The sequence below is a fragment of the Aetokthonos hydrillicola CCALA 1050 genome, assembly GCF_017591665.1.
Lineage (GTDB): Bacteria > Cyanobacteriota > Cyanobacteriia > Cyanobacteriales > Nostocaceae > Aetokthonos > Aetokthonos hydrillicola.
The window spans coordinates 99,240-126,181 of the sequence record NZ_JAAKGC010000014.1 but is presented as its reverse complement, the minus strand read 5'-3'; the positions used below and the strand labels follow the sequence as shown (position 1 = coordinate 126,181).

23 protein-coding genes are annotated in these 26,942 nt (G+C 40.3%); 7 read left to right on the top strand and 16 right to left on the bottom strand.

Annotation, left to right across the window (positions count from 1 at the left end):
- Positions 1-132: 132 nt before the first annotated feature.
- From G4P69_RS09995 to G4P69_RS09985, 3 genes are all read right to left on the bottom strand, one after another.
- Positions 133-1,377, bottom strand: coding sequence for a DUF3086 domain-containing protein (locus tag G4P69_RS09995; protein WP_208341326.1), 1,245 nt, complete (start codon positions 1,375-1,377; stop codon positions 133-135).
- Between the two features lie 295 nt (positions 1,378-1,672).
- Positions 1,673-2,059 carry a DUF3119 family protein gene (locus G4P69_RS09990; protein ID WP_208341327.1) on the bottom strand — a complete coding sequence of 129 codons (387 nt, stop codon included), beginning with the start codon at positions 2,057-2,059 and terminating at the stop codon, positions 1,673-1,675.
- Positions 2,060-2,180: 121 nt separating this feature from the next.
- A complete protein-coding gene (locus G4P69_RS09985) occupies positions 2,181-2,981 on the bottom strand; it encodes an MlaE family lipid ABC transporter permease subunit (RefSeq protein WP_208341350.1) in 801 nt (266 codons plus the stop codon).
- A gap of 570 nt (positions 2,982-3,551) precedes the next feature.
- Between G4P69_RS09985 and G4P69_RS40215 the strand changes: the two genes are divergently transcribed.
- From G4P69_RS40215 to G4P69_RS09965, 4 genes are all read left to right on the top strand, one after another.
- Complete coding sequence (locus G4P69_RS40215; RefSeq protein ID WP_313890540.1) at positions 3,552-3,707, top strand: hypothetical protein; 156 nt, start codon at positions 3,552-3,554, stop codon at positions 3,705-3,707.
- A 229-nt stretch (positions 3,708-3,936) separates the two neighbouring features.
- On the top strand, positions 3,937-4,758 hold the full coding sequence (gene sppA / locus G4P69_RS09975) for a signal peptide peptidase SppA (RefSeq protein WP_208341329.1): 822 nt from the start codon (positions 3,937-3,939) through the stop codon (positions 4,756-4,758).
- Positions 4,759-4,828: 70 nt separating this feature from the next.
- Entirely contained in the window at positions 4,829-5,194 is a 366-nt protein-coding gene (gene aroH / locus G4P69_RS09970; protein WP_208341330.1) for a chorismate mutase, read from the top strand.
- 112 nt (positions 5,195-5,306) lie between these two features.
- Positions 5,307-5,603, top strand: a complete 297-nt coding sequence (locus tag G4P69_RS09965; RefSeq protein ID WP_208341331.1) for a putative quinol monooxygenase — start codon at positions 5,307-5,309, stop codon at positions 5,601-5,603.
- Here the strand turns inward: G4P69_RS09965 and G4P69_RS09960 are convergent.
- The 4 genes from G4P69_RS09960 to G4P69_RS09945 all read right to left on the bottom strand — a co-directional run bounded on the left by G4P69_RS09960 (position 5,600) and on the right by G4P69_RS09945 (position 11,935).
- Positions 5,600-6,064 carry a response regulator gene (locus tag G4P69_RS09960; protein ID WP_208341332.1) on the bottom strand — a complete coding sequence of 155 codons (465 nt, stop codon included), beginning with the start codon at positions 6,062-6,064 and terminating at the stop codon, positions 5,600-5,602. The two genes, G4P69_RS09965 and G4P69_RS09960, sit on opposite strands and share 4 nt — an antisense overlap.
- A 193-nt stretch (positions 6,065-6,257) precedes the next feature.
- Positions 6,258-9,131, bottom strand: coding sequence for a PAS domain S-box protein (locus G4P69_RS09955; RefSeq protein ID WP_208341333.1), 2,874 nt, complete (start codon positions 9,129-9,131; stop codon positions 6,258-6,260).
- A gap of 2 nt (positions 9,132-9,133) precedes the next feature.
- The gene (locus G4P69_RS09950) at positions 9,134-9,589 is read right to left on the bottom strand and encodes a response regulator (protein ID WP_208341334.1); all 456 of its coding nucleotides are present in this window, start codon (positions 9,587-9,589) and stop codon (positions 9,134-9,136) included.
- Positions 9,590-9,598: 9 nt separating this feature from the next.
- Positions 9,599-11,935 (bottom strand): ATP-binding protein, encoded by a 2,337-nt coding sequence (locus tag G4P69_RS09945; protein ID WP_208341335.1) that lies wholly within the window; start codon positions 11,933-11,935, stop codon positions 9,599-9,601.
- 517 nt (positions 11,936-12,452) lie between these two features.
- Here G4P69_RS09945 and G4P69_RS09940 point away from each other — a divergent pair.
- Positions 12,453-12,719 (top strand): NIL domain-containing protein, encoded by a 267-nt coding sequence (locus tag G4P69_RS09940; RefSeq protein WP_208341351.1) that lies wholly within the window; start codon positions 12,453-12,455, stop codon positions 12,717-12,719.
- 184 nt (positions 12,720-12,903) lie between these two features.
- Here the strand turns inward: G4P69_RS09940 and G4P69_RS09935 are convergent, their stop codons facing one another.
- The 7 genes from G4P69_RS09935 to G4P69_RS09905 all read right to left on the bottom strand — a co-directional run bounded on the left by G4P69_RS09935 (position 12,904) and on the right by G4P69_RS09905 (position 21,086).
- The gene (locus tag G4P69_RS09935; protein WP_208341336.1) at positions 12,904-13,491 is read right to left on the bottom strand and encodes a Crp/Fnr family transcriptional regulator; all 588 of its coding nucleotides are present in this window, start codon (positions 13,489-13,491) and stop codon (positions 12,904-12,906) included.
- Between the two features lie 342 nt (positions 13,492-13,833).
- Positions 13,834-14,097, bottom strand: a complete 264-nt coding sequence (locus tag G4P69_RS09930; RefSeq protein WP_208341337.1) for a hypothetical protein — start codon at positions 14,095-14,097, stop codon at positions 13,834-13,836.
- A gap of 131 nt (positions 14,098-14,228) precedes the next feature.
- Positions 14,229-16,310: an Hsp70 family protein gene (locus tag G4P69_RS09925; protein ID WP_208341338.1), complete on the bottom strand. Its 2,082-nt coding sequence runs from the start codon at positions 16,308-16,310 to the stop codon at positions 14,229-14,231.
- 91 nt (positions 16,311-16,401) lie between these two features.
- Positions 16,402-18,063: an Hsp70 family protein gene (locus tag G4P69_RS09920; protein ID WP_208341339.1), complete on the bottom strand. Its 1,662-nt coding sequence runs from the start codon at positions 18,061-18,063 to the stop codon at positions 16,402-16,404.
- Between the two features lie 15 nt (positions 18,064-18,078).
- Positions 18,079-18,687 (bottom strand): nucleotide exchange factor GrpE, encoded by a 609-nt coding sequence (gene grpE / locus G4P69_RS09915; protein WP_208341340.1) that lies wholly within the window; start codon positions 18,685-18,687, stop codon positions 18,079-18,081.
- Positions 18,688-19,158: 471 nt separating this feature from the next.
- Positions 19,159-20,022, bottom strand: a complete 864-nt coding sequence (locus G4P69_RS09910; RefSeq protein ID WP_208341341.1) for a hypothetical protein — start codon at positions 20,020-20,022, stop codon at positions 19,159-19,161.
- Positions 20,023-20,024: 2 nt separating this feature from the next.
- A complete protein-coding gene (locus tag G4P69_RS09905; RefSeq protein WP_208341342.1) occupies positions 20,025-21,086 on the bottom strand; it encodes an AAA family ATPase in 1,062 nt (353 codons plus the stop codon).
- A 190-nt stretch (positions 21,087-21,276) separates the two neighbouring features.
- Here G4P69_RS09905 and G4P69_RS09900 point away from each other — a divergent pair, with 190 nt between their 5' ends.
- Together G4P69_RS09900 and G4P69_RS09895 are read left to right on the top strand one after the other, a co-directional pair.
- Positions 21,277-21,561 (top strand): helix-turn-helix domain-containing protein, encoded by a 285-nt coding sequence (locus tag G4P69_RS09900; RefSeq protein WP_208341343.1) that lies wholly within the window; start codon positions 21,277-21,279, stop codon positions 21,559-21,561.
- A gap of 127 nt (positions 21,562-21,688) precedes the next feature.
- Entirely contained in the window at positions 21,689-21,916 is a 228-nt protein-coding gene (locus G4P69_RS09895) for a hypothetical protein (RefSeq protein ID WP_208341344.1), read from the top strand.
- An 858-nt stretch (positions 21,917-22,774) separates the two neighbouring features.
- Here G4P69_RS09895 and G4P69_RS39125 read toward each other — a convergent pair.
- Positions 22,775-25,678 carry a HEAT repeat domain-containing protein gene (locus tag G4P69_RS39125; RefSeq protein ID WP_243902926.1) on the bottom strand — a complete coding sequence of 968 codons (2,904 nt, stop codon included), beginning with the start codon at positions 25,676-25,678 and terminating at the stop codon, positions 22,775-22,777.
- A 287-nt stretch (positions 25,679-25,965) separates the two neighbouring features.
- A complete protein-coding gene (locus tag G4P69_RS09875; protein ID WP_208338939.1) occupies positions 25,966-26,565 on the bottom strand; it encodes a hypothetical protein in 600 nt (199 codons plus the stop codon).
- Positions 26,566-26,942 lie beyond the last annotated feature (377 nt).

The following is a 26,942-nucleotide window of genomic DNA, read 5'->3' as shown; positions in this document are numbered from 1 at the left end:
GTATTGGGCATATAGCATAGGGCATCGGGGAAGAATTACACCGATAAATCTACGGCTATAGGGAAGTTAATACTGTTCGGGTATAGCCATGCCCCATGCCCATTGCCCCATGCCCATTGCCCCATGCCCTAATTAAAAATCATCATCGTAAGAACTTTTCATCATTTTTGGATCCGGGGCAAAGGCTAACCACAAAGGAAATTGTAGCAGTGCTAGACTAATCTTCTCTTCAGAATCGTCAATAATAATCAAAGGCTGTTGGTTTGCTTTCACCAAGCGGTCTGCCTTTTGTGCTAAAGCTTCCGGAGTTTCGAATAGTATCACTCCCCTATCGGGACCAAAATCTGGACGACCAATTCCCAAGCAATCTTGTAAACCCCGCCGCCATTCACCTAAACGTTCTGGCGTATTTGCTAATACTAAAGCGCGAATGCGATCGCCATACAGCGTGTGCAGTATTGAAATTGCTGCTGAAGAGACGAGAATATTTTGTAACCTGGAACCCATTGTACGTAAAGCACCGCGTCCCCCTTGCTTGAAGAACCAGTTAGAAACCCTTTCAGCATGAACTGGTTCAAAAGTGCGGCGCAATTGCCAGGGCGGACCATAATAATCTGGTTTGGTACGGTACTGATCTATGAGACGGCGGATTTGCTTTGTTGTATCCTGAAACTGCTGGCTAGCAAATTCTGGTGTTCCTTCCTCAGATTCAGATGACTGAGCCTTTTTGACAGCTTGTTTTTCCGGTTCTGGTTTTGGCTTTGGTACGAGTTGCAATTGTTCTGCGGCTGCTGCCAAATCTTGTAAACTACCTGTCAAATAATCTTTAAAACCCTGCACTCTGATTGCCAAATCCTGAGAAGCCCCTGCAAAAGTGGTTCGCATTTCGTTGCGAATACGTTCCTGACGCCGTTCCAACTGTTCGACAGAAATTTGGAGTGTTGCTTTACGCTGTTCTAGTTCAGACAAAGACTCTTGAATCACTTTCCCCAGAGTCAATTGACTGGTAACGACTTGCTCCTGAAGAGTTTTGTAAGACGCTTCTAAGTTTGCTATTTCTTTTTTCAGGTTTTCTTCAGTCCGTTGCAACTCAGATACACGTTGCACGAGTAGATTTTCTTGGCTATTATCTTTTGATTCTGATCCTGATTCCAGTTCGCCACTACCAAGTTCTAGCAATGCAGCAACTTCGGCGGTTAACTCTTCTGGTGATTTAGCAGGAGTTTGTGCCTCTACTTCCACGATTGGTAAAGTAGAATTTACTTCGTCTTGTTGCGTCGTGTCATCGGTATGACTTTCTACTGGTGTTTCTGCCACTGGTTCAACAGATGGGTTTTCCTGTTGCTCAGGTGTTTGGCTTTGTTCTTCTTTTGGCATCAACGAATCAGAGTGGGTTTGCTGGGTTGGATAGAGATGTAAATTTTAAGATTTTGTACTGATGTATGGTATCATGGCCCAGTAAACGCTGCAATAACGTTTACGGATACTTTACCAAATAGAAGTCAGAAGTCAGAAGTCAGGAGTCAGCATAAATTCTGACATATGAATTCATCATCCAAATTTAAACTAGTACAGCGCGGCGTAAATAAGCATACCATTCAAAATCTCTGAAAAGCCTATGCTGTATTCCTAACAGAATTTTGAATGAGCGAATTCCGCCTTGCGGTACTAGTTAAGTACGGGGACAGCGTTGTTCTAGGCAAGCCTTGAGGGTGTCGGGGTCAAATAAGATCGGTACAAAGTGAATACTTTTAATTTCTTTAAAGTAGAAAAGGATAGGGATTCTTGGCCAAAAGATCCGCCAATTTTGCCATTCTCTGTAGGGAAAGCGCCGAAGTAATTTTTCCCCTCTATAAAGATCTAAATCCGTGCTAGTAAATTTTAATCGCAGTGTGACTGCTTGAAACATGAGAAACAAGCCAAACAGCGCTATAACTAAGCCTACCCAAGGTTGAACCAACAGTAATGGAATTGCGGCAACAACTAACGCCACCGGTATGTAGTAAACCGGCTTGAGTTCAACTGTTGATGCTGAGTTGGGCGTAAGTGAAGTAGTCACAGTTAAAAATCCTGCTTCTGTTTAAACGTTACTTATGCTAGGGAACCGTTAAGGGCGCAGTGGCTCCTCCTGACTCCTGACTTCTGAATTCAGAATTCTTTTCTTAATTATTGCGCAAGAACTATAGACCTGGCAGACTTATTGTAGTGCCAGTTCCTTGGAACATAATCCAAGAAAGAAAGAAATTACTGATAAAGATAATTAACAACGCAGTCACAACGGCAGTTGTTGTTGATTGTCCTACGCCTTTAGCTCCTCCGGTTGTGGTCATGCCCCAATTGCAACCAATTACAGCAATAAAAATCCCAAAGCAAAATGCTTTGATCATTGCGCTGACAATGTCCCATGTGCCCAAAAAGTTGCGGGCTGAATCTATAAACGCTGTATCAGAAAGATTGTATAAATTTGTTGCAATAAGTAAACCCCCTATCATACCTGTCACTAAGGACAAGAGGGTTAATATTGGCAACATCAAACAGCAAGCAAGTACACGGGGAATGACCAAGTAATCAATAGGATCGGTTCTGAGCATTAAAAGAGCATCAATTTGTTCTGTGACCCGCATTGTGCCAATTTCTGCTGCAAATGCTGAACCTACTCGTCCGGCTAAAACAACTGCAGTGAGCACTGGTGCAAGTTCTCGCGTTAAGGCGATCGCCAACACTCCACCAACAATATTTCCAGCACCGAAGTTAATAAACTCCCGAGCTACCTGAATAGTAAATACTGCGCCCACAAAAACAGCTGTTAGCAGAGCAATGAATAGGGAGTCTGGTCCCACCGCCGCCATTTGATCTAAGGTGTTACGCCAATGGATTTTACCTTTGAGTAGGTGAATTGGTAATTGTCCACCTAAGAAGATTCCTGCCAGCAGTCGCTGACTCCATGACCCCAAACTCGATTTGGATGTAGTCTCGCTCAATGTTGACAAGCTAACTCATTAAAACAGGACAATAATAACATGGAAACTATGGGCATGGGGCATGGGGTATGGGGTATGGGGTATGGGGCATGGGGCATTGGGCATTGGGGACTTGACTTTATTTAATTTTTCCTCTGCTCCCCCTGCTTCCCCTGCTCCCTACTCCCTCTGTGAACTTAGTTTAAAACTCTTCTCAGAAATTAAACATACTGTTTTAGAGTCGCGCTATGTTACCAAAACGGCGACTAGCCTTGAAAGGCTTGCTGTTTCTTTGTCACACTGATGTAACTTTTTTGTAGCTTAAGGAAAGATTTGTGATAATCTATGTGTATGTATTTTAATGAAAACTTAAGATTTTTGAAATATTGACCTTCGGGTAAAAATACCACTTATTGTAGAAATTGGCAGTCTGGCAAATAACCATGGAACCCGCCCTACAGAACCATGCTCATCAATTTTCTGCGTTCACTGACGTTAATGATTATTTTTAGTTTTACCGCTCCCATCTTTTTGATCGGGGCTTTTTTCAGCATAATTTTTCTGTTCGGTTACCTTCCAGGTTTAGGGGGTATGACTGAAGCAATCACTACTCTTGTGCTGGAGTTTCTTACTATCTTTGGCAATGGTGCCCCCCTTAGAGGAGTTGTTGTTATTAGTTTCACTTGTAGTTTTGTCGGGGTGCTGTTTGATGCTTATGCTTACTATAGGTATCAAATTTTACGTTAGCTTGCTTATTGTCCTCCATAGCGAAGTTTAGCAAAACCTTATCTCCAAAGGCTTTGAAATAAATTTAATTGGTGTTAACGTATACTGATTTAGTGAATTTTATTCGTTAAATTTCTTGTTAATATATTAATTGTCAATAATTGGAAATCAAGATTAGTTTTGCTTAAAATATACTGGGCGCTACTACAGTGAATTATATTAAATAAATTGCTACGTTTTTTAATTGCTCATGATTTGGCCTTTTAAGCCCAGGTTTCGTAAACAAATAGCTCGGATTGAAATTACAGGTGCGATCGCCAGTGCCACTCGGAAGCGAGTGCTAGAAGCTCTCAAGACAGTAGAAGAGAAAAAATTTCCAGCATTACTGCTACGTATCGATAGCCCAGGCGGAACAGTCGTAGATTCTCAAGAAATCTACAGCGCTCTAAAGCAATTGCGAGAAAAAGTAAAAATTGTTGCTAGTTTTGGTAATATTTCTGCTTCTGGTGGAGTTTACATCGGAATGGGCGCAGAACATATCATGGCTAACCCTGGTACAATCACAGGTAGTATAGGCGTGATCTTACGAGGCAACAATCTAGAACGCTTACTGCAAAAAATAGGTATCTCTTTTAAGGTAATTAAGTCTGGACCCTACAAAGACATCTTGGCATTTGATCGGGAACTAACAGAACCAGAACAAAACATTTTGCAAGAACTGATTGACACTAGCTATCAGCAATTTGTAGAAACAATAGCAGAAGGGCGGTCTTTAGCTATAGAAACTGTAAAGAGTTTTGCTGATGGTCGAATTTTTACCGGACAACAAGCGGTAGAGTTGGGTATTGTAGATCGCTTAGGAACAGAAGACGATGCTCGTAAGTGGGCAGCAGAACTAGTTGGTCTTGATCCTGAGAAGACACAGCTTTATACTCTAGAAGAACCTAAACCTCTATTGAGTCGATTATTACCGGCTAGTCGTCAGGTTTCATCAGGGCTTGGGGCAGGGATTGATTGGCTAGAGTTTGAAATGTCTACTAGTGGTCTACCTTTATGGTTATATCGGCCCTAGAGTATTTTAGAATTTTAACTTCTAAAGGGTGCATAATTATTGGAAAAGATTAAACAGGGGAGGATATTTCGTGGAGTGGCGAATACGGGCTATTCGCGGAGCAACGACCGTCTCAGAAAATGGGGTTGAAGCAATGCAAGAAGCTGTGACGGAACTACTAGATGAGTTGGAAAAACGAAATCAACTGGATCCAAGAAACATCCTCAGTGTGACTTTTTCGGTAACGCGTGACTTAGATGCTATTTTTCCAGCAGCTATCGCACGCAAACGCCCTTATTGGGATAATGTCGCAATGTTAGATGTGCAGCAAATGTACGTTAAGGGCAGTATGGAACGCTGCGTGCGCTTTTTAGTTCATGCCTATCTCCCAGAGTCTGTGCCAATTTACCATACCTACTTGCGTCACGCTGCAAGTTTGCGTCCGGATTGGAGTTGAGAGGGAGCAACCCCCTTGGGGAAGTCAAAAGTCAAAAGTCAAAAGTCAAAAGTCAGAAGTCGGAGACAAGGGAGGATTATAGGTGTGTGTTCTATGAGGGATGGTGTAATAAATGGCTAGTGAAGTTCGTGTAGTTGCTCGTATGGTGGCGTTACCAGACAAAATAGAAGAGCTTAAAGCTATTCTGCTGGAATTGATTCCTCCTACCCGAAAGGAAGCAGGCTGTATCAAGTATGAACTGTTGCAAAACAATTCAGACCCTACAGACTTAACTTTTGTGGAGGAATGGACTTCTGAAGACGCTCTTAATAATCATTTACTTTCAGAACATATACAGATAGCTGTAACCAAACTTGAAAATTTAGTTGCTGCTGAACCAGACATTCGCCGGTATCATCTTATGGGCTAAAGTAAAGGAATTTTAGATTCCTTGACAACGGCGGCGATAAGTGCTATGAATTCGTCAGGGTCTACTGGCTTAGTAACGTGTTTGTGAAAGCCTGCTTCAAGTGTCTGGTGATGGTTAAGCTCTCCGGCGTAGGCAGTCAGCGCGATCGCCTGAAGTTGCTCTGGTTGACCTAAAGGCATTGTTCTAATTTTACGCATTAACATGTAGCCATCGACTTCAGGCATACCGATATCGCTCACAAGTACTTGGGGTGACCACTCTGAAAATACTTCTAGAGCTTCGTGGGCTGATACTGTAGTACGCACTTGTGCACCGTAATCTTGAAGTAAGAAGTCTAAAAATTCAAGGGTATCAACATCATCATCAACAACCAGTATTCGTACATCTTTAAGATCAGGTAAGTTATCAGGCATTGGTGTTTCCTCAACAATTTGAGGCTCAACATGTATTAAGGCTAGCATTACGGTAAGGCTACTCCCAACCTTCTCCTAGGCTAAAAGCTTGAACTGTCGCGCCGTGAAGCTTCCCAATCTTAGGGATGAGTCTGTTATTTTGTAAGCTGGGTGACGAGTCATATAAAATTTTTTTCAACTATCATAAGATCTATTGAGAACTGAAAAATATTGTATCCGAGCGCACACTACATAAAACTTATCAGTCGTTAACAAGTTCCTCATCCTGCAAAAGAGGTAATTTTAGAGTAAAAGTCGAGCCTTGTCCTTTCCCTAAACTTTGGGCGCTGATCATACCTCCATGAAGTTCTACTAATTGTCGTACGATCGCCAATCCCAAGCCAAGTCCACCAAATGCTCTTGTGGTAGTGCTATCTGCTTGCCTAAAATAATCAAAGACATAAGGTAAAAATTCTGCACTAATCCCTTGACCTGTATCACTGACTGTGATTTGAGCATAACCGTCAATACGTTCCAGGCGCACTTCCACCCTACCACCAGAAGGTGTGAACTTGACAGAGTTGGAGAGGAGATTCCAAAGAATTTGCTGCAAACGGGATGGATCGCCTATGATATTGCACGGTTGTAGTTCAAACACACTCTGAATTTGAATTGACTTAGCCTGGGCTGCTAAACGAACTGTTTCTAACGCTCCTATAATCGTCGTCTCCAGATTAACTAAGGAAACGTTGAGCGTCAGGTTACCCTGTAAAATCTGAGAGACATCAAGTAAATCTTCAATCAACTGAGCCTGTAATTTAGCATTGCGCTCAATAGTTGCAAGAGCTGTAGCAGTCTTTGCTGCGTCAAGCTTAGAATGTTGAAGTATTTTAGTCCAACCTAATATTGGATTCAAAGGAGTGCGTAGTTCGTGAGAGAGGACTGTTAAAAACTCATTTTTGATCCGATTGGCTGCTTCAGCTTCCATACGCGCTGCTTGTTCTCGTTGAAGTAGCTGAGTCCGCTCTATTTCCACCTGTTTGCGATCGCTAATATCAATACATGAGCCAATATAACCAAGAAAATCTCCTACCGCCGTGAAGCGTGGTATTCCTATATCTAATAGCCAATGATATTCACCATCATGGCGTTGCAGGCGATACTCCATTCTAAATTCTTGACGAGCATCAAACGCTTGCGTGTATGTTTCAAAGCAGTACACAAAATCATCAGGATGAACTCTGTCAGTCCAACCATTGCCTATTTCTTCTTCCATTGTCCGCCCTGTGAAGTCTAACCAGGGTTTATTAAAGTAGTAATATTGCTTGTTAACGTCGGATAACCATAGCATGACTGGCGATGAATCTGCCATGTGACGGAAAAGTGCTTCACTTTCCTTGAGTGCGGCTTCTACCCTTTTGCGTTCAGTCACGTCTAGCACCAAGGATAAAATGGAAATCATTTTTCCTGATTCATCTACCAAAACCGAGTTGTACCACTCACAGAAAACAACTGAACCATCTTTTTTATAGTTGCGGTTAGATGAGATATTACGCTGTTCAAGTCCCTTGATTAAGGGATTTAGTGTAGCTACGACAGCTTCTAAATCTTCTCTAAGCACAAATTGCCAATCGTCGAATTTCTTACCTATTACTTCCTCAGATGTCCACCCAAAGATTCTCTCACTTTCTGATGACCAACGACATATGCGAAACTCATCATCCCATTCAATCACAGCTAGAGGAGAGTTTTCGATCAGGAAGTTCAACTTTCCAAAAGTATAACGCAACGTTGACTCAGCTTCTTTGCGTTGAACTAGTTCAATTTGTGCTTGCTCAAACAGTGTGGATTGTTGGATGGCTATTCCCATTTGTGTTGTTAATGAAGATAGCAGATCCTTTTCCCACTGTTGCCATTGTCTAGGTGCTGAACATTGATGGGCGAGCAGTAGTCCCCATAAGTGTTCTCCTTGTAGAATAGGAACGACCAAATTTGCCTTAACTTCAAACCGGGACAATAAGTCAACGTGACATTGGGTTAAATTTGCTGTATGAATATCTTCTATTGCTAAAATTCGACCATTTCTGTAGGGTTCAATCCAGGTTTGCGTAAAGCAAGGATCATAAATATTTGTTGACAAAATACTGCTAACATTAGGTTTAGTAGATTCCACAACGACTGTGCCTTCCCAGTTTGGATTAAAACGGAAAATTAGTACGCGATCGCTTTGTAAGAACTGCCTTACTTCATGTACAGTTATATTTAAAATTTCTTCTAAATCCAGCGATTTGCGGATCCTTTGAGCAATTTGTAATACTAATTTTTCTCTTTGAATTTGTTGTTGTCTTGCTATTTCTGCTTGCTTTGATTTAGTGATATCCATCACTGTACCAAGCATTCGTAAAGGCTGACCAGTTTTATCATAGTAAACCTTTCCCTTACCACCAACCCAGTGTACAGAACCGTCAGCCCAGATAGTACGAAATTCTACTTCGTATTCTGTTCCTTCTTCTAATGCGCGAGCTATAGATTGAGTGATATAATTACAGTCTTCTGGATGAACAGCATCAACAAAAGCTTCATAGGTTGATAAATACAAGTCAGGCGAACGACCAAATATTGAGCTAACCAAATTCGACCACACTATCGTGTTTGATGGAATTTTCCACTCCCAAGTGCCCATTTTAGCCGCTTCTAGAGCTAATTTTAGTCGCTCCTCACTCTGTTCGAGCCTAGCACGTAACTGAGCTTTTTCAATTGCACTCTCCAATGCTAAGCGGATGCTGTCAGCAGTGAGCCGCCCTTTAACCAAATAGTCTTGAGCACCAGATCTTATTGCTTGTACTGCGATCATTTCATCTCCCTGACCTGTCATCATAATGACAGCAGGGTAATTCTCATTCATTTGTTCTCGCAGTTCTGCAAGGAATTCCAACCCATTAAAGTCAGGTAGCAAGTAATCCAAAAATACTGCATCTGGGTTACTAAGCTTACATAGCTCTAGTCCCTCTTCCCCAAACTCTGCTTCTAAAATGGTATATTTATACTGCTTATTCTGGCACAAATATCGCCGATAAGTTTCCCTATCTTCTGGACTATCATCAACAAGCACAATTGTATACTGCTTTTTAGTCATAACTACCTAGTAATTGGAGGAGGAAGGGTACTGACTTCAAACCAGTAATCGATAAAAACTTGAATACTTCTTATTAATTTATTCACGTCAATCGGCTTGATAATATATCCGTTAACACCCTGCTGATAACAAGCTTCAATATCTTTAGGATTAGAGGAGGTTGTAAATATGATCACTGGAATAGTTTTGAGTGCATTATCTTGCTTAATTTGGTTGAGAATGTCTCGTCCATCTAAGCCTGGTAAGTTAAGGTCAAGCAAAATTATTCGTGGGCGGGGGGCGTTGGTAGAATTAGCATACTTGCCAGTCTTGTAGAGAAAATCTAACGCATCATCCCCATCGGTACAGCGATAGATAGGAATAACAAAAGATAACCTCTTGATAATTCTTCCAAAAGCTTCAAAATCCTCATCGCTATCTTCAATAACTAATAAAGGTTGTGCTTGATTACCAACCATTCTGTCTCCTTAACCAGGCAATGTAAAATAAAAAGTGCTACCTTCTCCAAAAGTAGACTCTACCCAAATCTGACCCCCATGGCGTTCCACAATCTTTTTAGCAATAGTTAACCCAGCACCTGTACCTCCGCCATATTCAGAACGACCATGCAGACGCTTAAAAATGCGAAAAATTGTCTCCAAGTGCCGCTCACGAATCCCAATGCCGTTATCTTTAACATAAAAAACTAACATTGACTGAGGTTTGTGTTCATCCACGCGAATATTGTTATTGTATATCTTCGGGAGATCAGCAACATTTAAAAAACCAATTTCAACCCATCTATCAAGTTTATTATGATACTTGATTGCATTGCTAATCAAGTTCGTAAATAACTCATTTATCTGAACCTGATCGCAGACAATGGAAGGTAAGATTTTGGGGATACGGATATCAACTAGAGGTTGACCCATGCTCAAATTTAATACATCTATAACATTTTGTACTACCTCATTAAGGTTTGTGGGTTGCCAAGACAATTCTACTCGTCCTAGCCTAGAAAAATGTAACAGCGAGTCAATTAAGTCTTCCATTCTCTGGGTAAGCCGTACTAGCGTTTGTAGCTTTGAGACCCCCTCTTCATTGAGAACGTCTGCGTAATCCTCTATTAAAAAGGTGGAATAGTTATGAATTCCTCGCAGTGGTTCTTTTAAGTCATGGGAAGCGATGTAGGCAAAGGCGTCTAGTTCACTATTGCTACGTTCTAACTCAATGTTTATTTTTGCTAGTTCATCTGCTTGCCGCAATACTATCGCTACAATAGCACTTCTGAGTTCGGTAACAGCTTCAATTTCACAAGGTTTCCAGGGCAAAGAGTGACCTTGAACTGTCTGTTGCCATAACTCAAACGATTTCCGAGGAGACAAACGCTGGCTCCCATCCTCTAAGAGTTCTACTGGTTTATCGGGGTTACCTCCCCAGTTGACAGTTTGAATAACTTCTGGTCGAAACCACAAAATATAATTTTTATGAACTTTGGAGATTGTGAGGGCTAGTAACCCACTAGCAACGCCTTGAAATTTCTTAGCTTGAGGATAAACCTTAGATAAAGAATGTGTATAAAAAATATTATCTTCACTATGAGCATTTACCCAAGCAAGTAATTCTTCCATTTCTAATTGCTGGGGTGTCTTACCAAGAATAGTCCATTGTTCATCTAAGCAAATAGCAACTCCTTGAGCGCTAACAATATCTAGCAGACCAGATTCGTATTTGAGCAAACCTTCTATAAAGTTTTTTGACTGAGGAATAGATTCAACAAATTTTGATTGAATCATCTTCAATTTCATTGAATAGTCTAAATCTTCATTCTCTTGTTTATTTGCTAATTCTAAAGACATTATTTGACCAATAAATTCACATGCAGTCCGTATACTGTAGCTCACGTATCTAGGTGATGAATGATGGCAAGCAATCAATCCCCATAATTTTTTCTCTCGAATTAACGAGATAGACATAGAAGCGTCAACACCCATGTTTTTCAAATATTCAAGATGAATGGGAGAAACACTTCTTAAAACAGATAAACTCAAATCAACTGGTCGCTTCGTTAGTGGATTATTGACAGGAATTAATTCTACCGGTTGATAACTAGCACTAGGAATCAACCGTAGCCAGTTCAGAGTGTATAATTTTTTTGCTTGTTTAGGAATATCTGAAGCTGGATAATGTAAGCCAAGGTAAGGGGTTAAATCTTCTGCTTTGTCTTCAGCAATAACTGAACCTACTCCTTCATCATTAAATTGATAAATCATGACTCGCTCAAAGTCTGTAAGTTTTCGTACTTCCTTGACGACAACTTGGCACATCTCTTGTAGAGTAGATGATTTCTGCAGCTTATTAATAGTGTTTTTTACTAGATGATAAAAAGTTTCAAAATCTGTGTTTTCTTGAAGATTTTTAGGTTCTAGTTCACAGATCAACAATCCATCATAACGATGAATAATCGCATCAAATAATATATCCTCTTTTTTATTATTTTTAATTGAGATTTTGAGAGGATTAACAGTTTCAAATTCTTCCAGCAAGCACTGCTTTATAGAAAGAACTTGCTTTGAACTTAGCAAGTTCTTTAGCGGTTTATTCAGTAATTCTTCAGGATGACGATTAATTAACTCGAAAGTATTGTTACTTACTTGTATGATTTTTAACTCTGGTTCCTCAATAACCAAAAGTATCCCATGAGGCTGGATTAAACCAGGGATGTGAATCGGCTCGCGATCGCAGTTCGTCAGATCCACGCTTTGGGAAATTATATTCTCACTCTGGTTCTGAGAACTTTTTTGTTGCTCGCAATTGCTTGACATTCTGTTTGTTATTATAAAAACTTATATATTTTATTAACCTTACTTATCATTACTTGATATTTTATTGAGATGCTCCCGGTGAAGGTATGTCTTGAGATTTACGTCTTCCTGATTTGCCAGTAAAACAAAATTCCTTTGTTAAGTCACTGTACTCTAAGTTTAAGACTTTATTTATCTTGAGGTCAAAGTAGAAATGGTAATTCCACGTTTTTGGTTTTACCTACTTTGCCATCATTCCACAGCTTGGCTCGTCTAGCTTTGTGCTGGCAGAAGCGAGAAAATTTTTTTTCACCAGAGACTTACGGTAGCAACAACAAACAGTGCCGATCGCTTGATCTTCTCGGGTGCATTACGCTTTGGCTCTTGCTCTCTACTAGATTTTTCCGGCTTGTGAAAAACCTTGTTAGCTGAGTGCTATTGAGTGTTAGCTTTATTTATATATAATTGTTATTGTGCAAATATACTACGCTAATCCTGCAGACTAAAAGTACTTAAAGGATAAAAAATGCAAGAAATTATAATTTCAGAGAATAAACTGACTCGCAAACGAATTCGTTTAAGGATTCCTAAAGAATATCACCAAGAACCTGTCATTTCTCGTCTGGTATCTGAGTATGGCTTGACGGTGAATATCTCTGCTGCGATTCTGGGAGCTAATGGAATTGGAGATGGTTGGTTTGACCTAGATTTACAAGGAACGAGCGTACAGATTGATAGTGCGATCGCGTACCTGAACGATCTGGATCTGCAACTCTGGGATGAAAGCCAAGACGATATTTGGTGAAAATGGGCATAGGGCAATGGGCATGGGGCATAGGGGCTTTCTTGCATGAGGAGCGCTTGAGATCTCGTACGCAGTATTGACTCGTTCCCACTCAAGATTTACCTATTTAATTCTCTCCTGCACTCCTATGCCCGGTGCCCGGTGCCCCATGCCCTATGCCCTATGCCCCATGCCCCATGCCCCATTAAATCTCATAATGCCAAAGTTCTTCCTCTTTGAGAACTATCCGATGAATGGGAAGACGGACAATTAAGCCTTGTTCCTCTAAGTTAATTAATAAACGAGTTATAGTTACACGATTAGAATTTAGCATCTCAGCAAGATCTTGATGCGTAAGCCGCAAATCAATAAGATGTCCGCTTTCTACTTCCCTACCAAACTTTTTAACTAACCATCCCAAAAGCTTTAACAGCATTATTTCCACAGTTTTATGGCTGCGAATCAGCATAAGTTCTTGAGCTTGTTGAATATGATCTTGGAGAACCTCTGTGAGTGGATACCACTCATGTAGTGGAAGGATTTTCGCTTCTACCTTGCTTAAACACTCAATTTGATAAGGTTCAATTTTTGATAAAGCTTTACCAACTATATCCCCTGGACCCCATATTCCTAAAGTGATTAACCTACCGTCTTCATGCCATGTTACAATCCGTACGATGCCCGTTTCTATTTTCCAAAGACTATTCGGTTTCAGTGGTAGTAACGACCGAGATTGAAACTCCTTCGTGACGTTGTCGCTAGAATGAGTTGGCAAAGGGGATGATAATGACATGGATGCAAACCCACTAATTCTATAGATAAACCGTACTTTAAAGTAAGTATATCAGATTTAGGGAATGAGAAGCGCACTTGCTTGGAAGCTTTTGTTGTTATGTCAATCATCCCGTGGATATTGTTATGGCTTAACTAGTACCAAATTAGTACTTTTGTCAGGTAATTAACGTGACTTTTTTCCCATGTAATTACCCGATAAGGTTTCTAATATTTACTGTTAGTATACGCAGAATCAAACTCATCCCATACCTAACTGTGGGTTGGGTTTTTTTATAAGGAAGGCTAGCTGAAAACCTGCGTTTCTTTAGAGTCAGTAGTGTTAATAAGATCATGGATGTCATTATGCCATGTTCGTAATAATACCAAAGCGACTCACATTTTCTTTTACTAGGACAATTTTTCTTAAAACGGTTTTCAGATCAGATAGTTTCTTTTCTAGTCCACGTTCTAGCTTATGTTCCATCGAATCTAGCTCAGCTAGATTCCCCTGCGTGCTATGGAAAAAGTTGGTGATATCTCTGGCGCTTAAGCTCACCCGAAGCGCAACAGAAGGATATGTGTTAAAGATAACAGGCTGCCCGATTAGACATTTGGTTGCAGCCACTTTACGATCATTGCTGCTGCTTCCGGCAGGCAAGATCGCGGAAAAATCTTTCTGCAGAAGCCGATAGATTATTTAAGGCTTCGTATGGATTGGCAAATAGTTGCTCATAGAGGAATTTATGGTGACGCTAATTATATAAAAAGCTTTAACCCTGTACGGCGTCGGGTGATGCCATCAAATTGACCACCACTTTCTGTGAGTTCCTGAGCGATCGCGCTAAACGTTTCGCTTAAATCACCCAAACTTGTAAAGAAACTGAGTTCCTCACTCGAAGAAATCTCGCGTAAAAAGTATTTATCCGCTTCACCAAAACCCACAGCAATAATTTCGATACCTGCTTGATGGCAACGTTTAGCAGCACGTATAGCTTCTGGTTGATTCTTCCATACACCATCAGTCAACACCAGTGCATAACGTAAACCTTTTGCTTCTTTCAAATGGCGGAAAATTTCATCAAATGGATGAGTTTCATTACCATAGCCTGTGCGGCCAATATATAGATTATCAATACCGCGTATAATTTTGTTAACGTTCTGACTTGCGCGGGCGGTTATCAATGTCTTATCTGAAAATTCAATGATGCCTATAGATGTATTTGTTACATCGCACTCATTTACAAAACCCTCTGCTGCCTTTTTCGCTTCTATCAAAGGCTCTCCAGTCATACTACCTGACAAGTCAAATGCCATGTATAAATTAAGATGCTCGCGTCTGGTTTCAGTAACCAATGGCAAGCAGAAACGCTCAGGGATATCATGAGGTAAAGGTTCAACAGTTAACTTTAGATTCTGCTGAGTACTCCGTTCAACTGCAGCGACATTTACCACACCATTGACATCGTATGCATACGTAATGTCAATAACAACTGTTTTTCCTTCCGTGTAAGGTATTTCTGTAAAAACATACTTCCCAAGGTAAGCACAACTGAGGGGATCTGTCGTCTCACCTTGCGTCATAAATACTTCTAACCAGTTTTCACCACTGCGACGAACACGCAACTGGTAAGGACGAGTTTGCTGACAAGGTATCAGCTGATTTTTTTGAATAATGATGCTGTTGACATATTTTGTACCATCTTCGTTTTGTGCTATCATGCCTAAGCTATGGCTCATCACGTCACTTGACTTTTTCCGTCCAGCTAGCTTTATGATTGGTTGTGAACCCTGTTCAATATCCATTGCGGCTTGAATAGCTGCACCTAGAGCCACAGCTTCATCTGGATTAACTCCACCTAAAGCAGGTTTACCAGACATAGCTTCCACATACGATCGCACCATAGGCATTCGTGTGGAACCGCCGACAAGCACAACCCCTTCAATATCCTTCCAAGTGAATTTAGCATCTTCTAAAACTTGGTTGACCAGCATTTGTGTGCGTTCCATTAAATCTCTGGTCAATTCTTCAAATTGTGAGCGCTTTATTTCGTAGCTCCCACTATAACCATTCCCTTTGACTGTAACTTTAACAGATTGTTTTGCAGACAAACTTATTTTTGTTTTCTCTGCTAAAACCATGAGCTCATTAAATTCTTCTCCAATGAGTTCTGCTCCAAACTCTTGCTTAAACTCTGCTGCCAGATATTGTAAAATCCGGTCGTCCCAATCTTTACCACCTAGCATGTGATCTCCCGACGTTGCAATCACACGCAATTCTGCTGGAGTTATTTCCACTAGGGAAACATCGAAAGTCCCACCACCTAAATCGTAGACAAGAATGTTTGACTGCGTGTTGGTGGGACGAACCCCATAAGCATAAGCAGCAGCAGTGGGTTCATTAATAATCCGTAATACATTCAATCCTGCTTGTTTACCGGCTTCAATAGTAGCTTGACGCTGCATATTATTGAAATATGCTGGAACTGTAATCACAGCATCAGTAACAGGTTGTCTTAAAAAGGTTTCTGCACAATTTTTGAGATATCTTAAGACAAAAGATGATAAATTAACGGGTGTATACTTCTTGTTATTTTCAATGTAAAGGGCATTGGGATTTCCCATGTCCCGTTTAAAGAAAGAATACACCCCTTCATCACCAAGAGATTGTTTTTCCTTAGCTTCGTCACCAACTAAAGGTGGATTACTTCTTAAATCGACAACAGATGGAGTGAGCAAGCTATTTTGCTCATTGGGAATCGCTTCTGCTTTGCCATTAGAGTTAATATAAGCAACAGCAGAAAACGTAGTACCCAAATCTATGCCGACAAAAGTACTCATGGTATTATACAAGGGGCATGGGGCATGGGGGAAAAAAAGAGATAAAATAACTTTTGACTTTTGATTTTTGACTTCCCGTAAGGGCGTGGTGCTAACTAATAACCAGTGATTTACTGCGGGAAGTAGCAGCTATGATTTCTTCTACAGACGTGATACACTCAGTTTGTAGAGAAATATCGACTTCACGATTTTCTTTTAACTCGCGGGCGTGCATATGCAAACGACCTTGCTCGTTAAGTTGGAATGTAACTTCGATTGGTGAGTTTGGCGGTAAACCAGCAGGGAGAGTCATATCTGTTTTACCCAATTCACGGCTGTCGGCTACTTCGTATTCTCTATCATTAGATAAGTTATCAACTATTATCAGTTCAACAGTCTCTTGGTTCTCATCCCTTGTACCAAAAGTTTGACTAGCCGTTGCTGGTAGCCTATCGTTACGAAGAATCATATTTGTCACAAGTTCTTTTCCTTTTTGGGGATGCCATGTGACAATACCAAAAGTGCGGCTGGTGACGTTTATAATTTTTGTTTCTAGTGATTTTTTTACTGCTGGAAGTTGTAAACCATAATCATTAGCTAATTCTTGTTGAACATCCTCCAACACTTTGCTGTCGACTTGTTCAAGTCTGACAGTGTCAGCAGGAATTCCCACCGCACCAGCTACACGCTTGATAAATTCATCGTCAAGCATCAGCTTTTGTCCATAAATTGCTGCGCCTTTAGCAACTGCTTCGTCTGGTTCAGAGAATTTAGGTTCTTTGCCAAATTCTGCGAACAGTCGCTTTGCAACCTGTGGCATTCTGGTAGAACCACCTACCATTAACAACTGATCAAAGTCGTAAACTCCACGCTTCTTTGCTTCTGCAAGTGCTTGTTTTGTTAGTTCAATTGTACGGTTTAGTAGTCCTTCTGTGAGTTCATCAAATTTTTCGCGTGTTAGGGTGATTCTCGCGGAATCAACACCATGAACGATTCTGATATCAGTTTTTTCTCTTGCGGTGAGCGTTTGTTTTGCTTTTTCGGCTTTTTCGTAGAGATCTTGCAGAACTTCGGGAAAGTCTAGGGGATCGTCGGTGGAATTTGTTTGTTGTTGCCATTCTTCTGCAAAGTGCCTGACAATAATCTCATCCCAGTTACGACCACCCAAGTAGTGATCTCCATCGGTACAAACTACGGTGATGTTTCCTTGTTCAATTTTGATGATGGTGACGTCAAATGTTCCACCGCCCAAGTCATATACTAAGACTGTTTGGTCAGTTTGTTCATTGACACCGTAGGCGATCGCCGCAGCCGTTGGTTCGTTGATAATACTGCGTACTTTTAACCCAGCAATTTCTCCTGCTTTTGCAGTTGCTTCACGTTCAGGAATACCAAAGTAAGCTGGACAGGTGATGACAACATCAGTAATTTTGTACGAGGTGTACTGTTCTGCATCCTGTACAACTTTCCGCAAAATGTAGGATGATATTTCTTCTGGTGTGTAGTTTGTCCCTGCGTAATTAAAAGAAAACTCGTTTGATCTACCCATATAACGCTTTACCATCTCTACTGTATTATCTGGGTATAGAGCGCTGCTGTTTTTTGCTTCTTTACCGACAATACGCTCATCGTCGCTGAATTGTACGACTGATGGAGTTGTGCGATCGCCTGCGATATTAGGGACAACGGTAGGACGGTTATACTCATCTACATAGGCAATACAAGAATAAGTTGTACCTAAGTCAATACCAAAAATAGGACTTTCTCCAGACATTTTTTCTCCCTCTATTTATTCGTTCTTTGTATACCGATATACAGTCACGATTTCTGGTCGTACAACGCGTTCACCGTAACGCAAGCCTTTGCGCACACGGCTGGCTATGTGTCGATCTAAATCAGGATTGTCAGTTTTCTCTGTTTTTTGAGCATTTTGCCAAGTACGGTCAAAAATATCGGAATCTGTTTGATAGATCTCGAAACCATGGCGAGTTACCATATCCTCAATGTCTTGAACAAAAGCGCTTATTTCCCCAGCAACACAATTTAGTTCTTGGGATTGACATAAAGATCCGTACTTGGACGCGATCGCGCTCATATCGTCATACAAAGATACTAACTCCATCACAAGAGGACGTAGATGCTGGAAATTCAGGTCATTCCGATAATCTTGTAATTCTTGATGGAGTAAGTTAATAGTTCGTTCTTTGCTATCGTCGTACTTAATTTTAGCGTCAAAATCTGTTTGTAAGCGGGAGACAAGAACTGATACACCGCTTAACATTTGTCGAATTGAGGTTATGCTTTCTTGTACAAGATTTGAATATTCTTGCTTTTGGGCGACTAAGTCAGATGGTGAATCGGTGTGTTCAACACTCTCAGTTTGATGTAAATCATTCACGGCTATCTTCCCAGGTGTTTAAGAGCACTAATCTTTAATTTACTTATCAGGGTATGAGTTACACTTTCAGGACATGAGCAACTTATGTAACTTTTTATCAAGCACAGTGTGTAGGATATATACAATTTAGCAAGTTATATCACAGGAGTCAGGAGCCAGAATTCAGAATTCAGGAGTAGGGTGTGTTAGCGCTGACATCTTGCACAATTCTGAATTAGCCCGATATCCCGCCCGGAACTGAAGTTCCGGGCTAATAGCTTAAGTCCATTGAAATGGACTAAAATCCTTGAGCAGTCCTCTTGAGAGGACTTTAGCTATCAGAAGCGCGATTTAAATCGCTGGCTGGCTGACAGATCAGGTGCAAGATATCAGTAACGCACCGAAATTTCGGAATGATGAGTTGCGGCTTTATGACCTCACATCCAGAATGCCATACCTCCAGGTCTTGAGAGACTTAAGGTTATATAAATCCTAAATTTCGCTAATTACATTTTGCAACTCAACTAAATCAGGATATTGATTGATATCAATTTGCCTGAGCGCCCAATCAAAAAAAGCATCCAGCGCAAGATATTGAGATTTCTGTCGCTGCATAGCTTTTTGTAGATCCTTCCCATGAAACCAGATCAAATACTGCTGCTGTGTCCAGAAGCGTTCTTGGGTAAACTGTTGTTGATATATAGCAAGACTTTGCTCAAATCTATCTTGTGTGACTGTTTCCACAGCTTGTTGAAACTGGTGAATTAGCGCCACAGCTTGAGTGTGACAGTCAGATAGACTGAGTGAAGTTGGAAGCTTACCGCTACCACCTGTCCATGTTGTTTTAAGTTGCTGGCGAGTTGCACTTAATTGCAACAAATCAGCCAAAGCCCATCTTACTGATTGGTAATCTTGTATGCTTCTTGCAGCGTCTTCAATCCATGCTGAAATTATTTCAACACCAGGTGAATCTCCATGTCCCCATCTAGAAGTAGGATTATTGAATTTCTCTATATACTTTGTATTCCAATAATTATGAATTAAGTCAGCATTCAATAAATAATTTTCGACACAACCACGATGTGTAAGTAGCATCGAGTTGAGTCGAAGCAATTTGATGTCTGTAGTCGGTTTAGCATCAAAATCGCGATCGCGAAAAATTATGTATTGCTGATTTCTCGCACTATCTCTTGAAAAGTAACCCTGGACAAAAACCGAAAACGTAAATTTACCACCAGAGGGAACAATGGTCGGCTTATTTGTTAAAAGGTTCTCAACAATTCTGTTAAGCAGTCTAAAATCTAAACTTGTGAGTTTACCCTCACAGAAAATAACTTTACCGCTAACGACACTCACAATTACACCTCTAGCCGCTTGATATATGCTTCTGGCACTAGCTGCTCTATATAATCAGAGTGGGTTGTAATGATAAACTGATTATTTGTGCCTAATTTAGGCAAAGCTCTCAGCAGTGCTTGTTGCATCGGTGGATGTAGGTGTAATTCAATTTCATCAATAAGAATGACAGAGTTGTGAATATTCCAACTAGCAAAGTCCATTAGCATAGGAAAAATAGCACGTTCACCACCTGACATCTCAGAAATTTCATACTGGTTTTTCCCGTCGTATAAATAAAACCAGGGTTCACTTAAGATATCATCCACATTCTCTCGCAGAACCGGGCCTTCAAAGCTGCGTTCTGGAAAGACTGCTTGGTAAGCACGTTCAATTTCGGCGTATAAGTCTTTTTGTCCTGGACGTAGATGTGGAATTTTACCCATTTCTACATCCTGATGAAATTGTCGCCACTTAGAAAGGCGATCGCGCAAAAGATCTTCTGTGATTTCCAGTTTGCGATCTGGGTCTTCAGTCGTTAGACTAGTTGAAGTTCTCTGTTCTGTATACCACAGAATTGTACCTACTCGCTCAAATACTTGAAATCCTTCAGCACGCAGTAGTTGTTTAGCGTATTCTCGCCCTTTAAATTGAAATAATTCACCAGCACTACCTGCTTGAACACGCCCATTGTGCCATTTTAGGGTAACAATATGCTTAGCCGCAGGAGGCTGCAAATCACGACCCATGTCTCGTAATTTCTGTTGAAAATCTCCCACAGCTTCGAGTTCACCAGATGAGAACTGCACCTTCACGGTTACCTCTGGCTCAAATCCTCCCCAGTTACTACCCAGTAATTCATAGTTAAATCCAGCCCATTCTAAATCAGAGGGTTCTTTTAAGCGTCCAGTTGCTGTACCAAGCGTTGCGGCGATCGCTTGCAGAAGACTTGTTTTTCCAGCACCGTTCATTCCGATGAGAACGATAAGATCTCGTGCTAACCCAGTTTCTGGATCTGTAAAATCAAATAAATCTGGAGAGCGGAATTTTTTAAAGTATCTTAACTGTAGGGATTGAACTTTCATCTGTTATTCAAGTGAAGACCCTTTGTGATTGTCTAATTTTTGCATAGCACAAGCTGCGCGGCTGTTGACTCATGCCGCTTTTTTGTTTTGTATAGTAATCGCTGTTTTACTCAACTCTTAGTACAAATAATATTGCCATATGACAACTGAAAGTGCAAATATAGAATCAAAAATTGTAAAAGAGGTCATAATGGTTCCGCTAGATTGGGTGGTTATGATTGCTTGGAATAAGGAGTGCGGCACAAACCTAAGAAACTTAAGGGGTGGTAGGTCTAGGCGTGATATTGCAGAGGGACTTTCTTCTTTAGGTGTCGAATGCTCCCAGGAATACATAAGAAAGCTAGAACTGGGTGAAGCATCCTCAGTTTCAACAAAAATTGTTATTGCACTTGCTAAAACCCTTGATGTAGAACTGGTTGAACTGATTCCAGTTTTACGGGTAGAACTGTCAAAACTTATTGGTGGTTTTAGTTGATTTTTTGTACTGGTAGTTGTTATTATGAATAGAGGGAAGTCAAAAGTTGGGGCTTAATTGCTCTAAAAATTCAAGCAATGCGGAAGCCCTAACTACATAAACACCTAAAAACCTAACATTGATATATATGACCCAAAACGTATCTGATATTGAAGAACTTGATTTCAGTGATGATGAACAAAACACAGAAACAATCAAACATCTATTAGTAGGCTCCCCTAAAGCTGTGACCAACACGATACACGCCTTGTTTAAGCTAGGATACGCTGACCCTACAGCATGGAGTCGTCCAGTACCAACCAATAAGCACGGCGAGGTTATGAGTATTTTTACTCGATCTATTTTAGTGAAGTGAATGCCACTTTTTTAAAATTCAGTAGAACTAGAGTTTTTATTTAGACGATTGAGACGTTTTTTCACTGCTCTAAGAGGCGATCGCACCACTACTGATGTCTTGCACCATTCTGAATCAGCCCGATACCCCGCCCAAAACTTAAGTGGAATGGCACTAAGAAAAACCTAAAAAGGGGCTGACATGGTGACACCGGGACGCGGGGACGCGGGGAAAATTGTATCACCGCGTCCCCGTGTCTCCGCTCTCCGCGTCAATCTTAACCCTTAACTTAGTGCCATTCAACTTAAGTGTAGGGCTAATAGCGCGCATTCCATTGAAATGGACTGAAATCCTTGAGCAGTCCTCTTGAGAGGACTTTAGCTATTAGCCAGCGATTTAAATCGCTGGCTGGCTTGAAGCTGGATCTGTTAAGGTGAACAACCACTACGTAAACTCTAAACTCTTTGAAGCACTGTTTTGCTGTTCGACTATTCAACCAGATGAACCCAAGGTAAAGCAGAATGAACTGTATTGGATAGGCGTTTATCACCCGTGTAGAAGTCTGCTTGAAATCTTTGAGCTAATGCTTTTCATTTAGTATATAGACACGCGATCGCACTTATCTAAATAGCTGCGTAGGAACGTAGACGCCGGAGGCGGCTTCCCGCAGGGTAACCCAACATTTTGAGGACTTTGTCGCGTAGCACAAGCGTTCAAACCAGTCTAAACTTTTGCTGAAACTGAATCGTATTGGATTAGTGACACGCGATCGCACTCGTCCAAGATTTAGAGGAAATTCAAACAGTTTGGTAGTTTCAACTGGATTTGCTTTAGAGATGACTGATAGTCGCTGAAGAGTTCGTAGTTTGTTCTACAAGATTACTTGTTATGGGTGGGAGAAATATTACCAAAACTGATATTCCCAGCATGACCTATAGTAATATTAGTGTTACTATCGCCTGTTATATTGCCAGTATTTGTCAACTGGGTAGTTATACTGTTAATTTTCTCTTGTGCTTCTGATTTAACTTGCTCCCATCCTTGTTCTGGTAAACCTTTCCCTGCTCGCAATAGTGCGACAGGAAAATCTTCGCAAGCAAAGTCAAAATAGGGAGTTTGTTCTTTCTTATATTCTTGTTGGGTGCTTTGAGAGACAGTTGTCCGGAGATATCTCATCAAATCAGAAACGTGTACCATTGTATCCCCTGGTTGGTTTCCTGCACCTTGTAAAGCTTCTAGAAGATGATATGTGTAAATGCTCATTTGCTGGTCACGACGAACCCAAGATTTTTGTTTACCTGTGGAGGAGGTAAAGACTGCTCTCCCTGCTCCTTGTTCTAATTCAGCAATATACTTGTCGGGTAAAGCGTTGTGTAGAAACCCATCAGGTATTTCTGGTTCTTCATCTTTAGATGTTGCCATTCCTGCTGCATGGCAACTATCTATAATAACTAGTAATCTTTTAGAAGTGATTTGTTGTAGTGCTTCTTTAAAAGTTTTTGCAGGTAGGGCAGATTTAGTAATACTAACTGTAGTATCATAGGGTATTAAATAATATTCATCTGTATACTCATGTAGATAACCGTGACCAGAGTAATAGATTAATATAGTTGCTTCTGGGTCATTTTCTGCTTGTTGTTTCAGCCAATTTAAACCGTCTAAAATTTTCTGTTTTGTTGCTTCTTGCCCAAAAAGTAAACGCAGGTGGTCGTTATCATTAAGGTAACCACACAAGTTGGAATTTACCAAAATAGATTTTAGTGCTTGAATATCTTTAACCGTGACAGGGAGCGATCGGTTGGGATAAGCTGATTCGTTGACAGCAATGAGTAGAGCATAGTTATGAGAAATAAAATTTGACATAGGAGTTGGAGGTATTTGGTAAAATTTATAAATTTCTTGAACTTTTTCAAGTGTTTCTATAGCTATATAGCAATCACTAAGATTTTTTACTATTACAGAATTAGCATTGCTTAAAGCTTTAATTAGCAGAGGAATAGCCGATTGATGACCGACTTTACCCAGTACATATGCGGCACTATAACGCACATTCCTGTCTGGGTCTTCTAGAAGTTGAATTAATCCAGGAATAGCGGATTTATCACCGATTTTACCCAGTGCATCTGCGGCTCTTTCACGCACATTCCATGCTGGGTGTTCTAGAAGTTGAATTAATCCAGGAATAGCGGATTTATCACCGATTTTACCCAGTGCATCTGCGGCACTATAACGCACATTCCATTCTGGGTCTTGTAGAAGTTGAATTAATCCAGGAACCGCCTGAGGAGATTTTGTTTTTGCTAGAAGTAAGTTTTTTACTAACAGAGGTAGTCTCAAATTAACCAATAAATTAATTGTCTTTTCTTGCCAATCTCGGTTAACTGATCCTGCTAATCTTGCTCCTAGTTGCCAATCTACCTGTAAAGCTAACTTCACTACTTGTTCTGCTTGCGCTTGGTTCTTTACCAATTCCATCATCAGCGCTAGTGGTTCTGTCCATTTCAAATAATTTAAATACTTCCACTTCAAATCCTCAGCGCTAAAACTAGGTAAAAGCTGACATAACTTCTCTGCAGCATAATATTCTTGTAATAGCTGATGGCGAAACTCTACTTGCTCATAGCCAGCGCGTTGAATTAAATGATGCTTGAGTAAATCTTCCAGCCATTTTTTGGCTTGAGTTGGAGGATTATCAACCTTACCTTGAAGAAACTCCTCTAGTAATTTTTCCGCTACTTGTCTATCGATAGTAACTTGTAACTCTGTAGGTTCTTCTCCTTGAATCATGGCAAATGCCAAATGTGCTAATAATTCCGATACCCAATGGCGAAATTCATCAGAAACTTTAACTTTGTCCCAGAATTTTTTGTTATAACTTTCAGTAAAACAACGAAAAACTAAACCCAAATTTGCAGGTATGTCGCCTGCTTGAGTAAAGACGCTACACAACATCCATAATAATAATGGTGTTTTCCCAAAATCCTGCAACCTTTCACCCAACCTTTGCAGCATTTCCTCACCTTGTTCTGGTAAATAAACACGAACAAACTGCTGCATTTGTTCAGGTGTTAGTGGCTGCATTTCCAACTTCTTCTCAATATCTAAATCACCACCCACACCTAAATCTCGTGTCGTAAAAATCATTGGCGTGTAGCGACAATATGTCTGTCGAAATCTATTTAAGTCTAGTCTGGCGTCCTCGTTGGGTAGTTCATTTAACCCATCAATCAGAAGCAAAAACTTTTGTGCTAATAGTAAATTTTCAATCTGCTTGATTTCTAACGATAAGTTGTGCTGGAGCAGAAAATCTCGAATCAAGTCTAGAACTGAGGTTCTGTAGCAGCGTAGTTCTACCAGTACAGGAATTTTGAAATTTTCGTCTTTCCATTTCCCCTCGTCATCCACTATCTTTATACCTTTCTCTGCTTCTTCCCACAACAGTCTTTCTAAAGCTGTTGATTTACCAGAACCAGGTTGTCCTACCAGAAGAACATGATCCTTGGCGTACTTGCGTAATCCAACCAAAACACTTAATCGTTCAATTTCAACTTTTTCTTCTTGTTCTTCCGGTGTTTGCCCTAATTGTTTTCGCGGTTGTAATGTCTGTACTTGTAGATCGAAGCTAAAGCGCTGGGGGAGAATTTTTTTGTCTTCAGTGCGCCGATGGTCTAAAGCATCACTTGATATGTACCAATCCTCCCAACACTTATATATGTCATTCTCACAGATAGATTGTAGGTAGTCGCGAAAATCAGGATTGTCTTCTCCAAGTATGTTGACCATCGACTGGTGGAAAGTACAGTGCTGTTTTAGAACTATTATGACTGAAATAAGCTTTCTTGGTTAGTAGTTGCGCTTCAGCGCAGCGCTATAGACACGAAGTGGCTTCCCGCAGGGTAGTGCAACTACGAACCTTTTAATCCTCAAAAAAAATTTACATAATTGCTAGTAATCTTATCAATCTACCTGTCTCCACCAACAAATAAACAGCAATTACCCCTCTGTGCAGTTTGATATTATGGTTAAGCCTTCGTCTACTTTTTGTTAGTTCTATAGAAACGATTATGATTTCATCCCTGAATACCTTGACATAAAATACCTAAAATTTTATTTAGTTCCTTAATGTAATAATTATTCAAATCAATAAACATATCAGTTCCTTCCAACTTCAAAAACTTCCAAATATCTCCCGTTGTCACAGCACCATAAATAGTTTTTATTTCATTTCCTTCTTGTTGATTAAACAACTGTGCTGCAAACATTGCTGCCATGCATTGCCCTAAACCGCCTTTAATATTCTCATTTTTTGCTTCAACAATAATCATTACAGGTGCATTAATTGTTAATTGTTCTTTAGAGCGACTGATAATAAAATCACAATAGCCATTCAGTCCTTTTTCAAAATCAACATTAAACTCGCTCCCAGAAAATAAACTAATCTCATAATTAGCTTTACGTCTTACCTCTAATAAAATAGGCGCAATGATCATTTCTGAACGCGCTTTTTCAGTGTTGATTGCTAATGCCAATTCTGTTGTTTCTTCTAAACTAGTTTTTAGCGTGTCACTTATTTGTACAGGTTCAGCATTTGCGAATAGATCTATTTCTTCGTCAATATGAATATTGAAATCTTTTTTAAACTTACTCAATGTGAAATCGCTATAAGCCATTTTCCTTACTTATTATTTTCTCGTGTAGATTTTTTAGTCCGACTTTGCAGGCGTTATTCTTATGGCCCCTAGAGTGTAGCCTATGGTAGAATATATCTTGCTTTATTTCTATGCTAAATTAATAACGATGCATGTTTTAGCAGTTTTGTCTAATCAGCCCAGAAAGTAGTAATAGAGTATAGGAATCCTATCAGGAGCATCACCGAAACTGGAATGATGTAGTGCATAAAGCCCTGCAGGCATAGCTGCGCCTCATGTGGAGCGTATGCTCTGCACTGATGTTTCGCTCGCTGAATATACTCAGCGAGATGCTGGCACTACAAACGTTTAAGAAGATAACTATAATTTTAAGAGTATTCCTGACTGTTCCCTATTGC